The organism is Achromobacter sp. Marseille-Q0513 (assembly GCF_018195695.1).
Lineage (GTDB): Bacteria > Pseudomonadota > Gammaproteobacteria > Burkholderiales > Burkholderiaceae_B > Achromobacter.
Genome location: NZ_JAGTJY010000173.1, coordinates 1 through 13,273, shown reverse-complemented (window position 1 = coordinate 13,273; position 13,273 = coordinate 1). Strand labels below are relative to the sequence as shown.

Genomic DNA, 13,273 nt, shown 5'->3' with positions numbered 1-13,273 from the left:
GGCGAAGGTCCGCGCGGAAAGGGGCGGCTCGGAACGCGAGGTTATGGCTGAGGCGATAGCTTAGCGTGAATCGGGCCAGCCCTTTTCGTCGCCGTGGCGTGACAAAAGCGCGTCGGGGGGGCATTGCCAGGACATCGATATTCGCGGACGCTAGGCCGTCGGCGGTGTCTTTGTGTAGCGAGGCAAGGGCGAGCCGTCGGCGGGCATGCGCGACTCGGAGCCCCGGGCTCCGAAGCTGTGCGCAGGAACGCGTAATTGCGTCCTAGAAACCACTTGGGGAGTCACGCATCATGAACAGCTTGTTTGCCATACGCGCCAAGGCCGGCGCTGGCGTTGCCGAGGTTGCGGGCGGCGGGTTGCCGCTGAATTGGATATTGCCCGAGGGCACCGAAATAAGTACTGTTTTCGATGAAATAGTACTGAAGGGTGCCCCGATGACCAATACCTTGACCATTGCAGAACTCAAGCGCCGCGGCATGGCCGCCCTTGAAGAGGCCCTGGCGCATGGCCCGGTGCATATCTTCAAGCGCAACAGGCCCGCCGTGGTCGTGCTGTCCGCGGATGAGTACCAGCGCCTGATCGAAGGGCGGCCGGCCGAGCGTCCCGGCATGACAGCCATGCAATGGCTGCTCGCGCAGTCAGGCGCGGGTGCGCGTGACAAGGCCGAGATCGACGCCGCGCTCAAGCAGGAGCGCGACTGGTGATCGCCTTTCTCGATGCGAACGCGCTGATCTATCGGATAGAAGGGCAGGAACCCCAAGCCAGCGCGGTCCAGTCCGAATTGTCGAGATTGTCCCGCGCGCATCCGGGCTTGAGAGTCGCGCTCAGCCGCCTGTCATGGCTGGAGTGCCGCATCGGGCCGATGCGGCGCAACGATAGCGCCACGCTGGCCAGGTTCGACGCGTTTTTCGCGCTGCCGGACCTGATCTGGCTGGAAATGGACTGCAAGGCGGTGGAACTGGCGGCGGCGATACGCGCCCGGCACGGCACGCGCACGCCGGACGCCCTGCAAGCCGCGTGCTGCCTGCAGCTCGGCAACGCCCATGTGATGCTGACAGGCGATACGGCATTCAAGCGCATCAGCGGCTTGAACGTTTCGTTGCTGCAATAGGGACGCCGGCGCTACCGAGGACGCCGCGCTCAGTCCGGCTTGCGGCCCGCCGGCGTCAGACGATCGCGGTTTTGCTGCACCGCCTCGCGCACCAGCGGATGTAGCGTTTCCTGCCCGGCGTCGCCGTCCGGCTGGCCGGCCAGGAAGTCCAGCAGCTGGTTGCGCATGCGCGGCTCCCAGAACTTGTGGATGTGGTTGACCACGCCTTCGCCGGCCTCTTGCCGGTCGGGCATGGCTTCGAAGAACTGGCCGATGCGGTTGGCCATGCGGATCAGGTTGCCGATTTCCATGCGGGTCCGGGTCAGGAAAGGATACGTTCGGGGTGGGCGTACAGCGTGGCGTCGTCGTTGCGCAGGAAGCCCAGCAGCGTGATGTTGGCCTCTTGCGCCAGCCGCACGGCCAGCGCGGTGGGGGCGGACACGGCGGCCAGCACGGGCACGCCGGCGGCGGCGGTCTTCTGCACCATTTCGAAACTGGCGCGGCTGGACACCAGCACCATGCCGGATGCCGCGGCCAGGCCTTGCCGCGCCAGCGCGCCGACCAGCTTGTCCAGCGCATTGTGCCTGCCCACGTCCTCGCGCAGCAGGGCGATGGCGCCGTCGGCGCCGGCCCAGCCGGCGGCGTGGGTGGCACCGGTCAGGTCGTGCAGGCGCTGGCGCGCGCGCATGGCGCGCATGGCGGCCAGCACGGCCTGGGCGCGCAGCGGCGCGCCGGCGGCCACGGGCGGCACCGGCCGCAACACTTCAGGCAGGGTTTCCACACCGCACAGGCCGCAGCCGGTACGGCCGGCCATGGCGCGGCGGCGCGACTTGAGCCGCGCTTCGCAGGCGCTGGAGATTTCCAGCTGCACCACGATGCCGTCGCATTGCGGCACCACATCGATGCCGCGCACGTCGGCGGCGCTGTCGACGATGCCCTCGGACAGCGAGAAGCCCAGCGCGAAGTCTTCCAGGTCGGCCGGCGTGGCCAGCATGGTGGCGTGGCTGATGCCGTTGTATTCCAGCGCGACCGGGGTTTCCTCGGCCAGGTGGTCGGCTTCCGTGGCGGACGCGACGGCGCCTGCCCGGATGCGGGTCACCTGGGCCGGGATGCTGTCGTGGCGGTCTTCGGAGGACTGGCTCATGCTTTGCTTGCGTGTCGTTGCGGCTGGCGAGGTATGGCGGCGTTGCCGGCGCGCGGTTCGCGCGCGCCGGGACGGCATCATTTCCCCGTCATCGCCGCGTCGCTCTCGCGGGCCCGTTCGCGCAGCAGCTTGTGCTGGATGTCCGCGAAGCGCGACCATTGGCGCTGCCATTCCGAAGGCTGGGACACGCGCGTGACCTGCACGGCGGTGACCTTGTATTCGGGACAGTTGGTCGCCCAGTCGGAGCTGTCGGTGGTGACGACGTTGGCGCCGGATTCGGGGAAGTGGAAGGTGGTGTATACCACGCCCGGCTGGACCCGGTCGGTCAGCGTGGCGCGCAGCACGGTCTCGCCGGCGCGGCTCTGGATGCCGACCCAGTCGCCCTCGGCCACGCCGCGGTCCTCGGCGTCCTGCGGGTGGATCTCCAGCACATCCTCGCTGTGCCACATGACGTTGGGCGTGCGGCGGGTCTGCGCGCCCACGTTGTACTGCGACAGGATCCGCCCGGTGGTGAGCAGCAGCGGAAAGCGGCGCGTGCTGCGCTCGTCGGTGGGCACGTACTTGGTGATCATGAAGCGGCCTTTGCCGCGCACGAACTGGTCGATGTGCATGATGGGCGTGCCGTCCGGCGCCTCGTCGTTGCATGGCCATTGCAGGCTGCCCAGCCGGTCCAGCTTGGCGTAGCTGACGCCGGAGAAGGTGGGCGTGAGCCGGGCGATCTCGTCCATGATCTCGCCGGGGTGGCGGTAGTTCATGGGGTAGCCCAGCGCATTGGACAGGGCCACCGTGACTTCCCAGTCCGACTTGCCGTTCCTGGGCTCCATGACCTTGCGCACGCGCGAGATGCGGCGCTCGGCGTTGGTGAAGGTGCCGTCCTTTTCCAGGAAGGACGAGCCCGGCAGGAAGACGTGGGCGTACTTGGCGGTTTCGTTCAGGAACAGGTCCTGCACCACGATGCATTCCATCGCCGCCAGCGCCGCGGCCACGTGCTGCGTGTTCGGGTCGGACTGCACGATGTCCTCGCCCTGGCAGTACAGGCCCTTGAACGAGCCGCCCAGCGCGGCCTCGAACATATTGGGGATGCGCAGGCCGGGCTCGGGCTGGATGGTCACGCCCCAGTCGCGCTCGAACAGCGCGCGCGCCGCGTCGTCGGAGATATGGCGGTAGCCGGGCAGCTCGTGCGGGAACGAGCCCATGTCGCAGGAACCCTGCACGTTGTTCTGGCCGCGCAGCGGGTTCACGCCCACGCCCTCGCGGCCCACGTTGCCGGTGGCCATGGCGAGGTTGGCGATGGCCATCACGGTGGTCGATCCCTGGCTGTGCTCGGTCACGCCCAGGCCGTAGTAGATCGAGCCGTTGCCGCCGGTGGCGTAGAGCCGTGCCGCGCCGCGCACGTCGCGTGCCGGCACGCCGGTGATCTCCTCCATCGCCTCGGGCGAGTTCTCGGGCAGCGAGACGAAGTCGCGCCATTCCCGGAACGCCTTTTCCTCGCAGCGCTCGGCGACGAAGGCCTCGTCGATCAGGTTCTCGGTGGCGATGACGTGCGCCAGCGAGGACAGCAGCGCCGTGTTGGTGCCGGGCCGCACCTGCAGGTGGAAATCGGCCTTGATGTGCGGCGAGCTGACCAGCTCGATGCGGCGCGGATCGATCACGATCAGGCGCGCGCCCTGGCGCAGCCGGCGCTTCAGGCGCGAGGCGAACACCGGGTGGCCGCTGCTGGGGTTGGCGCCCATCACGATCACCACGTCGGTGTGCATGACCGAGTCGAAGGTCTGGGTGCCGGCCGATTCGCCCAGCGTCTGCTTCAGGCCGTAGCCGGTGGGCGAGTGGCAGACGCGGGCGCAGGTGTCGACGTTGTTGGTGCCGAAGGCCGCGCGCACCAGCTTCTGCACCAGCCAGGTTTCCTCGTTGGTGCAGCGCGAGGACGTGATGCCGCCGACGGCATCGCGCCCGTGGCGCGCCTGGATGCGGCGGAATTCCGAGGCCGCGTGGTTGATGGCCTCGTCCCAGGACACCTCGCGCCACGGATCGGTGATGCGCTGGCGGATCATCGGCTTGAGCACGCGTTCCTTGTGCGTGGCGTAGCCCCAGGCGAAGCGGCCCTTGACGCAGGAATGGCCCCGGTTGGCCTGGCCATCCTTCCAGGGCACCATGCGCACCACTTCCTGGCCCTTCATCTCGGCCTTGAAGCCGCAGCCCACGCCGCAATAGGCGCAGGTGGTGACCACCGAGTGCTCGGCCTGGCCCATCATGATGACGGTCTTTTCCTGCAGCGTGGACGTGGGGCAGGCCTGCACGCAGGCGCCGCAGGAGACGCATTCGCTGTCCAGGAAGGGCTGGTCCTGGCCGGGCGACACGCGCGATTCGAAGCCCTTGCCGGAGATGGTCAGGGCGTAGGTGCCCTGGGTTTCCTCGCAGGCGCGCACGCAGCGGTTGCAGACGATGCACTTGGACGGGTCGTAGGTGAAGTACGGATTGGACTCGTCCTTGGCGCTGTCCAGGTGGTTGGCGCCTTGGTAGCCGTAGCGCACTTCCCGCAGGCCGACCACGCCGGCCATGTCCTGCAGCTCGCAGTCGCCATTGGCCGGACAGGTCAGGCAGTCCAGCGGGTGGTCGGAGATGTACAGCTCCATGACGCCGCGGCGCAGCTCGCGCAGCTTGGGCGTCTCGGTGTGCACCACCATGCCGTTCTCGGCCGGCGTGGTGCAGGACGCCGGATAGCCCCGGCGTCCGTCGATCTGCACCAGGCACAGGCGGCACGAGCCGAAGGGTTCCAGGCTGTCGGTGGCGCACAGCTTGGGGATGTTGATGCCGGCCTCGGCGGCCGCGCGCATCAGCGAGCTGCCTTCGGGCACGGTGACTTCCTGGCCATCGATGGTCAGGGTGCCGGTCTGCGCGGACTCGCGGGCGGGCGTGCCCAGGTCGCGGTCTCGCTTGATGACGGTTTCCAGCATGGCGGTCTCCGGGGCGGGCGGCGTCAGGCCGCGCTGGCGGCGGGGGCGGGACTGTCGGCGAGGCCGAAGTCCTGCGGAAAGTGGCTCAGGGCGGACAGCACGGGGTACGGCGCCATGCCGCCCAGCGCGCACAGCGAGCCGCCCAGCATGGTGTCGCACAGGTCGCGCAGCAGATGTACCTGCTGTTCGCGCGCCGGGCCGCCGGCCATGATCTTGTCCAGGGTCTCCACGCCGCGCGTCGAGCCGATGCGGCAGGGCGTGCACTTGCCGCAGGACTCGATCGCGCAGAATTCCATGGCGTAGCGGGCCATGCGCGCCATGTCGACGGTGTCGTCGAAGGCCACCAGGCCGCCGTGGCCGATCATGGCCGAGATCTGCACATAGGCCTCGTAGTCCAGCGGCACGTCCCATTGCGATTCGGGCAGGTAGGCGCCCAGCGGTCCGCCGACCTGCACCGCGCGCAGCGGCCGGCCCGAGGCGCTGCCGCCGCCGAAGCCGTACAACAGGTCGCGCAGCGTCAGGCCGAAGGCCTTTTCCACCAGCCCGCCGTGCTTGAGGTTGCCGGCCAGCTGGAAGGGCAGGGTGCCGTGCGAGCGGCCCACGCCATAGTCGCGGTAATAGGCCGCGCCCTTGGCCAGGATGATGGGCACCGTGGCCAGCGAGATGACGTTGTTGATCACGGTGGGCTTGCCGAACAGGCCGGAGATGGCCGGCAGCGGCGGCTTGGCGCGCACCACGCCGCGCTTGCCTTCCAGGCTTTCCAGCAGCGAGGTCTCTTCGCCGCAGATGTAGGCGCCGGCGCCCTTGCGCACTTCCAGGTCGAAGCGGCGACCGCTGCCGTGCACGTCGGCGCCCAGCCAGCCGACCTCGCGCGCCCGCGCGATGGCGGCTTCCAGCGCGGCGATGGCGTGCGGGTATTCGGAGCGCACGTAGATGTAGCCCCGGGTCGCGCCCACGGCCAGGCCGGCGATGGTCATGCCCTCGATCAGCACATACGGGTCGCCTTCCATCAGCAGGCGGTCGGCGTAGGTGCCGGAATCGCCCTCGTCGGCGTTGCAGACGATGTATTTCTGGTTGGCCGGCGTGCCGGCCACCGTCTTCCATTTGATGCCGGTGGGAAAGGCCGCGCCGCCACGGCCGCGCAGTCCGGAATCGATGAGTTCCTGGACGATGGCCTCGGGCGCCAGGGACAGCGCGCGCTTGAGGCCCTCCAGGCCGCCGTGCGCGGCGTAGTCCTGCAGCGACAGCGGGTCGGTCACGCCGACGCGGGCGAAGGTCAGGCGTTCCTGGTGCTTCAGGTAGGGGATGTCCTCGGTCGGCCCCAGCCGCAGCGGGTGGGCGCCGCCCTGCAGCCAGCCGGCCTCGAACAGGTCGGCCACGTCCTCGGGCTGCACCGGCCCGTAGGCGACGCGGCCCGCGGGCGTGGCGACCTCCACCATGGGTTCCAGCCACAGCAGCCCGCGCGAGCCGTTGCGCACCAGCTGCACGGCCAGGCCGCGCTGTTCGGCGGCGGCCTCGATCGCGAGCGCGACCGCGTCGGCATCCACCGCCAGCGCCGCCGCGTCGCGCGGCACGTAGATCCTGATCGGGGCGTTCATCGGGCGTCCTCCGGGGCGGTGGCCTGGCGGGCCTGCGCCAGCAGGCGGTCGAGCTTGTCCCGCGTGACGCGGGCCTTGGGCTGGCCGTCGATCATGATGGCGGGCGATTGCGCGCACAGGCCCAGGCAGTACACCGGCTCCAGCGTGAATTCGCCGTCGGGCGTGCTGGCGTGGAAGTCGCAGCCCAGCGCGTGGCGGGCATGGTCGGCGAGCTGTTCCCCGCCCATGGCCTGACAGGACTCGGCGCGGCAGATCTCGACGACGTGGCGGCCGGCCGGCGCGCTGCGGAAGTGGGGGTAGAAGGTGATGACGCCGTGGACTTCGGCGCGGGACAGGTTCAGGGCCTCGGCGATGGTCTGCACCGCCTCGGCCGGAATACAGCCCAGCTCGTGCTGGACCGCGTGCAGCACCGGCAGCAGCGGGCCGGACTGGTCCTTGAGGCGGGCGACGATGCGGGCCGTGGCGGCCACGGCCGGCGTCTGCGAGGCCTGGGCGGCGTCCAGCGCCTGCTGGCCGCCGCGGGCGCCGCCGGTGGACGCGAGATCGGATTTTGCCTCGCGGGTGCGCATGGCGGTCTCCTCCTGGTTACGGGCCCCCGAAGGAGCGGTCAGCGGGCGGATTCCTGATCTTGATGTGTGATTAATATGCTCTTGAAAACATATTAACTATCTGGAATCCGCATTTTTTGTGTACTCTACTTGGCTGGAATCCCGGCTTCAATATGAAATAAATGACATATAAGTTCCAAATCGGCCTGCGGCCGCAATGGACGCTGGCGTCCGAGGGCGATGCCGACCCGGTGCCGCTGCAGGACATGCTGGCGCTGCTGGCCGCCATTGATGCCAGCGGCAATATCGCCGGCGCCTGCCGCGCCTGTGGACTGTCGTACCGGCACGCCTGGGGCGTGCTGCGCCGATTCGAGGGCATCTTCGGCACCGCGCTGCTGATCACCAATCGGCGCCAGGGCACGCAGCTGTCGCCCTTCGCCCAGCGCCTGCTGTGGGCCAACCGGCGCATCGAGGCCCGCCTGATGCCCACGCTGGAAAGCATGGCCTCGGAACTGCAGGAGGAACTGGCCAGGTTGCTGCCCGAAAGCGGACCGCACCTGCGGCTGCATGCCAGCCACGGCTTCGCGGTGGAATCGCTGATGCAGCGCATGGGCGGCGGCGCCGGCCTGGAGCTGCGCTATCGCACCGCGATCGAGGCGCTGGCCTCGCTGGAGCGGGGCGAATGCGACCTGGCCGGCTTCCAGGTGCCGCTGGGCGAGTTCGAGGAGCCCATCATGGCGCGCTATGCCCAGTGGCTGCACGCCGACGACTACCTGCTGATCCATCTGGCCGTGCGCAATACCGGCCTGTTCGTGGTGGCGGGCAATCCCAAGCACATCCATGGCATCGCCGACCTGGCGCGCGGCGACGTGCGCTTCGTGAACCGCCAGATCGGTTCCAGCACGCGCTACCTGATCGGCCTGATGTTGCAGCGCGCCAATGTGTCCATCGGCGACGTGCAGGGCTACGAAAGCAATGAGTTCACCCATATGGCCATCGCCGCCCACATCGCCAGCGGCATGGCCGACACCGGCGTGGGCGTGGAGACGGCGGCGCGGCGCTTCGGGCTGGATTTCATCCCGCTGGTGCGCGAGCGCTATTTCTTCGCCATCCGCAGGAGCGCGCTGGAAACGCCGGCCATGCGCGAGCTGCTGGCCATCATGCGCGGCCCGGACTACCTGGGCTACGTCGGCCAGCTGGCCGGCTATGACACCCGCGACACGGGTCGCCTGCAAACCCTGGACGAGGCTTTTTCCTGAGCGCCGCGCCGACGGCGCCGGGCTATGATTCCATCATGACCAAAGTGATTTTCCTTGCCGATCGGCGCGGCGGCCTGCCCGCCGTCGCGCCCGGCGCCCTGCCGCCGGCGGGGCAGCCCGCGCTCGACCTGCGCGCGCGTCCCTTGCGCGACCTGCGCATCTCGGTCACGGATCGCTGCAATTTCCGCTGCACCTACTGCATGCCGCGCGAGGTGTTCGACAGCAGCTATTCCTTCATGCCGCATTCCGCGCTGCTGTCCTTCGAGGAGATCGCGCGGCTGGCCAATGTGTTCACGCGGCTGGGCGTGGAAAAGCTGCGCCTGACCGGCGGCGAGCCGCTGCTGCGCAAGCATGTGGAGAACCTGGTCAGCCAGCTGGCCGCATTGCGCACGCCCGACGGCCGGCCGCTGGACCTGACCCTGACCACCAACGGCAGCCTGCTGGCGCGCAAGGCCGGGGCGCTCAGGCAGGCCGGGCTGTCGCGCGTGACGGTGAGCCTGGACGCGCTGGACGCGACCATGTTCCAGGACATGAGCGACAGCGGTTTCACGCCCGACGACGTGCTGCGCGGCGTGGATGCGGCGGCCGAGGCCGGGCTGGCCCCGGTCAAGGTCAACATGGTGGTGCGGCGCGGCCTGAACGACGGCCAGATTCTGCCGATGGCGCGGCGCTTCCGCCACAGCGGCCACATCCTGCGCTTCATTGAATACATGGACGTGGGTAACACCAATGGCTGGAACATGGCCGAAGTGGTGCCCAGCAGCGAGGTGCTGGCGCGCATCGGCCAGGAATTCCCGCTGGAGCCCGTCGCCGCGGACGCCATGGGGCGCGTGGCCGAACGCTGGCGCTACCTGGACGGCGGCGGCGAGATCGGCCTGATCTCCAGCGTGACGCAGGCATTCTGCGGCGGCTGTACGCGGGCGCGCCTGTCGCCCGAAGGCAAGCTGTACCTGTGCCTGTTCGCGCACGACGGCCACGACCTGCGCGCGCCGCTGCGCGACGGCGCCAGCGACGACGAGCTGGCCGCCATCATCGCCGGCATCTGGGCGGCGCGCGGCGACAACTATTCCGAGCTGCGCGGGCGCAACATGGCCGATTCCTCGCGCAAGATCGAAATGAGCTACATCGGTGGCTGATCCTGCCATGCCCGACCGCCGGGCGCTCGCCGGCCTGGTCCTGGCCGGCGGCCAGGGTTCGCGCATGGGCGGACGTGACAAGGGGCTGGTCGAGTTGCTGGGCGAGCCGCTGGCGGGGCATGCCGCGCGCCGGCTGGCGCCGCAGGTGGGAAGGTTGATCATCAGCGCCAACCGCAACGCGGACAGCTACGCGCGCTACGGCGAGGTCGTCGGCGACGAGGCGGCGGGGCTGGAGGACTGGCCCGGGCCGCTGGCCGGCGTGGCGGCGGGCATGCTTGCCGCCGGCGACGCGCAATGGCTGGTGGTCGCGCCCTGCGATACGCCGTTCCTGCCGTCAGACCTGGCCGCGCGCCTGGTCGGCGCGGCGTTGGCGGCGGGCGCGCCGCTGGCCTATGCCAGCGCGGATGGCGTGCGCCATCCGGCCTGCATGGCGCTGCGGGTGTCGTTGCTGCCCGCATTGCGCGAGTATCTGGCGTCGGGCGAGCGCCGGGTGGGGCTGTGGCAGTCGCGCCTGGGCGCGGCCGAAGCCCGCTTCGACGAGACGCCCGAGGCCTTCATGAACGTCAACACCCCGGAAGAGCTGGAGCGGGCCGAGCGCTACGCCAGCCAGTGACGCAGGTCGTAGTAGGGGACGCGGTCCTTGTCCTGCACCGGCGTGTCCGCCGGCAGGCGCGCCAGTCCGGTGGACCAGGGCAGCGAGCTGATCACGCCGGACCCCTGGTGGCCGTAGGGCACCAGTTCGGCCGAGCCGTCATCGGCCACGCGGCGCTGCACGCGCAGGAATTCCTCGCGGCTGTCCTGGCGCGTGCGCTCGGTGCGCAGCGGCAGCAGGCTGACCGGCGGGAACAGCGTTTCGCGGCCCTGCATGCGGCGCACCAGCGGCGTCACCAGCAGCGTGAACACGGCATAGGCCGACACGGGGTTGCCCGGCAGGCTGACCACCGGCTTGCCGCCGATCTGCGCCAGGGCCACGGGCTTGCCCGGCTTCATGCGCACCTTCCACAGCGACAGTTCGCCGCCCAGGGTCGCCAGCGCGGGCTTGACCAGGTCGCGCTCGCCGACCGACACGCCGCCCACGCTCAGCACCAGGTCGCAATCGGCCAGCAGCGTCTTGAACGCGGCCAGCAGGTCTGCCTCGGTGTCGCGCGCATGCAGCACGTGGACCGGCTCGGCGCCCATGCCGCGCGCCAGCGCGGCCAGCATGGGGCCGTTGGAGTTGTAGATCTGCTCGGGCGCGCGCGCGGCGCCGGGCGGTACCAGCTCGTCGCCGGTGGTCAGGATGCCCACGCGCAGGCGGGCGCGCGCCGGCGCCGTGGCCATGCCTTGCGAGGCCAGCAGCGCGATGTGCGCGGCTTCCAGCACCGTGCCGGCGGACAGCAGCGGCGCGCCGGCCATGGTGTCCTCGCCGCGCAGGCGGATGTGCTGGCCCAGGACAGGCGCGCGCGAGATGCGCACGTGGCCGTCGGCTTCCTCGGCATCTTCCTGCATGACCACCACGTCGGCGCCTTCGGGAATCAGGCTGCCGGTGAACAGGCGGATGGCGTGCCCTGGCTTGAGCGGCTCGGGCGTGTCGCCGGCGTAGCAGCGCTGCTGCACCGGCAGTCGCGCGGCGTCGCTCCAGTCGGCCGCGCGCAGCGCGTAGCCGTCCATCGCGCTGTTGTCGGCGGGGGGAATGTCGACGGTCGCGGTCAGGTCGCGGGCCAGCACGCGGCCGGCCAGGTCGGCCAATGCGACGTCCTCGACGCGGTCTAGCGGGCCGGCGGCGTTGGCCAGCAGGGTCTGGGCGTGATCGAAATCCAGCATGGGGTCAGTTGTCTTCGCGATTCTTGAAGTGCGTGGCGAAATTGCAGGGGCGATGGCCGCTGTCGAGCTGTTCGCGGATGATGCGCGTCCAGGCGGTTTCGCAGGCGTTGTTGGAGCCGGGCAGGCAGAACAGCAGCGTCTGGTTGGCGTAGCCGGCCAGGGCCCGCGATTGCAGGGCCGAGCTGCCGATCTCTTCGTAGGACAGCTGGCGGAACAGCTCGCCGAAACCGGGGATCTCGCGGTCCAGCAGCGGACCGATGGCCTCGGGCACGGTGTCCTTGTGCGAGAAGCCCGTGCCGCCCGAGGTCAGGATGACCTGCACGGCGGGATCGGCGATCCAGTCGCTGATGATGCGGCGGATCTGGTAGATGTCGTCCTTGACGATGTCGCGGCGCACGCATTGATGGCCAGCCTGGGCCAGACTCTGCGCCAGCAGGTTGCCGGAGGTGTCGTCGCCGGGGCCGCGCGTGTCGCTGACGGTCAGCACGGCGCAGGCCAGCGATACGGGTTCGGCGGGGGCTTGCTTCATGGCGTGTCCTTGTTGCCGGCCGGGGTCTCGTCCCAGGACCGCGTGCGGTCCTCGTCGGCCTGGCGCTGTTCGACCCAGAAACGCTTGCCGCCGGCCAGCGTCTCGCTTTTCCAGAAGGGCGCGCGCGTCTTGAGCGCGTCGATGATGTATTCGCAGCCACGGAAGGCGTCGCCGCGGTGGGCGCTGGCGGCGGCCACGAACACGATCTGGGCGTTGCGCGACAGCGCGCCGACGCGGTGCACGATCACGGTGCCGGCCAGGTTCCAGCGCGCGCGGGCCGTGGCGGCGATGTCTTCAAGCTCGCGCTCGCACATGCCGGGATAGTGTTCGAGGAACAGCGTTTCGGTCGGCGCATCGGGCGCGTAGTCGCGCACGTAGCCGACGAAGGTGACGATGCCGCCGACGCCCGCGCCGGCCTGCTCGCGCAACTCGGCGGTCAGGGCCGCGCCGTCGAAATCGGCTTCCTGGACAAGGACCACATGGGCGCTCATGCCTAGCCCCCCGTGACGGGCTCGAACACCGCGACCTCGTCGCCGGGGCGGATCACGACCGTGGGCTTGGCGTGGGTCTGGTTGACGGCCAGCTTCAGGCGCGAGGCCGGAGCTAGCTGCGGATAGCGCTCGCCCAGCGCGGCCAGCAGTTGCGCGCCGGTGGACTCGCCGTCCAGCGGCCAGGCCTCGCCGCGCTTGCCGACCAGTTCGGCCACGCGCGCGAAGTACAGCAGATCAATCGTTGCGCCACTCACCGCTCTTTCCTCCCGCCTTGTACTTCAGGCGAACTTGCTCGATCACGATGCCCTTGTCGGCCGCCTTGCACATGTCGTAGATGGTCAGCGCGGCGACGCTGCAGGCCGTCATGGCTTCCATTTCGACGCCGGTCTTGTAGCTGGTGCGGCAGGTGGCCAGGATGTCGACGCGATGGGCGTCGTCGTCCAGCGCGAACTCCACGCCCACGAAGGACAGCGGCAGGCTGTGGCACAGCGGGATCAGCTCGGCGCAGCGCTTGGCGGCCAGGATGGCGGCCACGCGCGCGGTGTTGAGGACTTCGCCCTTGCCCTGGCCGGGCGCGGTCAGCAGGCCGTAGGCCACCGCGCTCAGGCGCACGCTGGCCGCGGCGACCGCGACGCGCTCGCTGTCCGCCTTGCCAATGACGTCGACCATGCGGACCTAGCCGGCTTCGTCCAGGTGGCTGAGGGTGGGGGCGGGCGTGGAC

Annotated in this window: 14 protein-coding genes and 1 pseudogene; 5 read left to right on the top strand and 10 right to left on the bottom strand. The window is 69.8% G+C overall.

Going from position 1 to position 13,273, the window contains the following annotated elements:
* The first annotated feature begins 290 nt into the window (after positions 1-290).
* Together KDH83_RS24980 and KDH83_RS24975 are read left to right on the top strand one after the other, a co-directional pair.
* The gene (locus KDH83_RS24980) at positions 291-704 is read left to right on the top strand and encodes a type II toxin-antitoxin system prevent-host-death family antitoxin (RefSeq protein ID WP_212320707.1); all 414 of its coding nucleotides are present in this window, start codon (positions 291-293) and stop codon (positions 702-704) included.
* On the top strand, positions 701-1,111 hold the full coding sequence (locus tag KDH83_RS24975) for a PIN domain-containing protein (protein WP_158658492.1): 411 nt from the start codon (positions 701-703) through the stop codon (positions 1,109-1,111). Before KDH83_RS24980 ends, KDH83_RS24975 begins: the two co-directional genes overlap by 4 nt.
* Before the next feature lie 29 nt (positions 1,112-1,140).
* Here KDH83_RS24975 and KDH83_RS24970 read toward each other — a convergent pair whose 3' ends face one another.
* From KDH83_RS24970 to KDH83_RS24950, 5 genes are all read right to left on the bottom strand, one after another.
* Entirely contained in the window at positions 1,141-1,401 is a 261-nt protein-coding gene (locus tag KDH83_RS24970) for a formate dehydrogenase subunit delta (RefSeq protein ID WP_212320706.1), read from the bottom strand.
* 11 nt (positions 1,402-1,412) lie between these two features.
* Positions 1,413-2,234 (bottom strand): formate dehydrogenase accessory sulfurtransferase FdhD, encoded by an 822-nt coding sequence (fdhD, locus tag KDH83_RS24965; protein WP_212320705.1) that lies wholly within the window; start codon positions 2,232-2,234, stop codon positions 1,413-1,415.
* Positions 2,235-2,311: 77 nt separating this feature from the next.
* Positions 2,312-5,188: a formate dehydrogenase subunit alpha gene (gene fdhF / locus KDH83_RS24960; RefSeq protein WP_212320704.1), complete on the bottom strand. Its 2,877-nt coding sequence runs from the start codon at positions 5,186-5,188 to the stop codon at positions 2,312-2,314.
* A gap of 23 nt (positions 5,189-5,211) precedes the next feature.
* Positions 5,212-6,786: a formate dehydrogenase beta subunit gene (locus KDH83_RS24955; protein ID WP_212320703.1), complete on the bottom strand. Its 1,575-nt coding sequence runs from the start codon at positions 6,784-6,786 to the stop codon at positions 5,212-5,214.
* A complete protein-coding gene (locus tag KDH83_RS24950) occupies positions 6,783-7,355 on the bottom strand; it encodes a formate dehydrogenase subunit gamma (RefSeq protein ID WP_212320702.1) in 573 nt (190 codons plus the stop codon). The genes KDH83_RS24955 and KDH83_RS24950 overlap by 4 nt, the downstream gene beginning before the upstream one ends.
* A 161-nt stretch (positions 7,356-7,516) precedes the next feature.
* Between KDH83_RS24950 and KDH83_RS24945 the strand changes: the two genes are divergently transcribed.
* Genes KDH83_RS24945 through mobA form a run of 3 tightly spaced genes read left to right on the top strand, consistent with a single transcriptional unit; the run spans position 7,517 to position 10,342 of the window.
* On the top strand, positions 7,517-8,593 hold the full coding sequence (locus KDH83_RS24945) for a substrate-binding domain-containing protein (protein ID WP_212320701.1): 1,077 nt from the start codon (positions 7,517-7,519) through the stop codon (positions 8,591-8,593).
* Between the two features lie 35 nt (positions 8,594-8,628).
* A complete protein-coding gene (moaA, locus tag KDH83_RS24940; protein WP_212320700.1) occupies positions 8,629-9,729 on the top strand; it encodes a GTP 3',8-cyclase MoaA in 1,101 nt (366 codons plus the stop codon).
* The gene (gene mobA, locus KDH83_RS24935; protein WP_349291667.1) at positions 9,722-10,342 is read left to right on the top strand and encodes a molybdenum cofactor guanylyltransferase MobA; all 621 of its coding nucleotides are present in this window, start codon (positions 9,722-9,724) and stop codon (positions 10,340-10,342) included. The genes moaA and mobA overlap by 8 nt, the downstream gene beginning before the upstream one ends.
* On the opposite strand, the gene glp is transcribed toward mobA, so the two are convergent.
* The 5 genes and pseudogenes from glp to moaC form a co-directional block, all read right to left on the bottom strand.
* The gene (gene glp, locus KDH83_RS24930; RefSeq protein ID WP_212320699.1) at positions 10,327-11,532 is read right to left on the bottom strand and encodes a gephyrin-like molybdotransferase Glp; all 1,206 of its coding nucleotides are present in this window, start codon (positions 11,530-11,532) and stop codon (positions 10,327-10,329) included. The two genes, mobA and glp, sit on opposite strands and share 16 nt — an antisense overlap.
* Before the next feature lie 4 nt (positions 11,533-11,536).
* A complete protein-coding gene (gene moaB, locus KDH83_RS24925) occupies positions 11,537-12,061 on the bottom strand; it encodes a molybdenum cofactor biosynthesis protein B (protein ID WP_212320698.1) in 525 nt (174 codons plus the stop codon).
* A complete protein-coding gene (locus tag KDH83_RS24920; protein WP_212320697.1) occupies positions 12,058-12,552 on the bottom strand; it encodes a molybdenum cofactor biosynthesis protein MoaE in 495 nt (164 codons plus the stop codon). The genes moaB and KDH83_RS24920 overlap by 4 nt, the downstream gene beginning before the upstream one ends.
* 2 nt (positions 12,553-12,554) lie before the next feature.
* A complete protein-coding gene (locus tag KDH83_RS24915; protein ID WP_212320696.1) occupies positions 12,555-12,806 on the bottom strand; it encodes a MoaD/ThiS family protein in 252 nt (83 codons plus the stop codon).
* A pseudogene (gene moaC, locus KDH83_RS24910) lies at positions 12,787-13,273 on the bottom strand (cyclic pyranopterin monophosphate synthase MoaC); the annotation flags it as partial. The gene KDH83_RS24915 and the pseudogene moaC, both read right to left, overlap by 20 nt.

What these genes read in the sequence shown, in the direction of transcription:
- KDH83_RS24980 (WP_212320707.1), top strand. Translation starts at nt 291, where the DNA reads ATGAACAGCTTGTTTGCCATACGCGCCAAGGCCGGCGCTGGCGTTGCC.
- KDH83_RS24970 (WP_212320706.1), bottom strand. Translation starts at nt 1,401, where the DNA reads ATGGAAATCGGCAACCTGATCCGCATGGCCAACCGCATCGGCCAGTTC.
- fdhD (WP_212320705.1), bottom strand. Translation starts at nt 2,234, where the DNA reads ATGAGCCAGTCCTCCGAAGACCGCCACGACAGCATCCCGGCCCAGGTG.
- fdhF (WP_212320704.1), bottom strand. Translation starts at nt 5,188, where the DNA reads ATGCTGGAAACCGTCATCAAGCGAGACCGCGACCTGGGCACGCCCGCC.
- KDH83_RS24955 (WP_212320703.1), bottom strand. Translation starts at nt 6,786, where the DNA reads ATGAACGCCCCGATCAGGATCTACGTGCCGCGCGACGCGGCGGCGCTG.
- KDH83_RS24950 (WP_212320702.1), bottom strand. Translation starts at nt 7,355, where the DNA reads ATGCGCACCCGCGAGGCAAAATCCGATCTCGCGTCCACCGGCGGCGCC.
- KDH83_RS24945 (WP_212320701.1), top strand. Translation starts at nt 7,517, where the DNA reads ATGACATATAAGTTCCAAATCGGCCTGCGGCCGCAATGGACGCTGGCG.
- moaA (WP_212320700.1), top strand. Translation starts at nt 8,629, where the DNA reads ATGACCAAAGTGATTTTCCTTGCCGATCGGCGCGGCGGCCTGCCCGCC.
- glp (WP_212320699.1), bottom strand. Translation starts at nt 11,532, where the DNA reads ATGCTGGATTTCGATCACGCCCAGACCCTGCTGGCCAACGCCGCCGGC.
- moaB (WP_212320698.1), bottom strand. Translation starts at nt 12,061, where the DNA reads ATGAAGCAAGCCCCCGCCGAACCCGTATCGCTGGCCTGCGCCGTGCTG.
- KDH83_RS24920 (WP_212320697.1), bottom strand. Translation starts at nt 12,552, where the DNA reads ATGAGCGCCCATGTGGTCCTTGTCCAGGAAGCCGATTTCGACGGCGCG.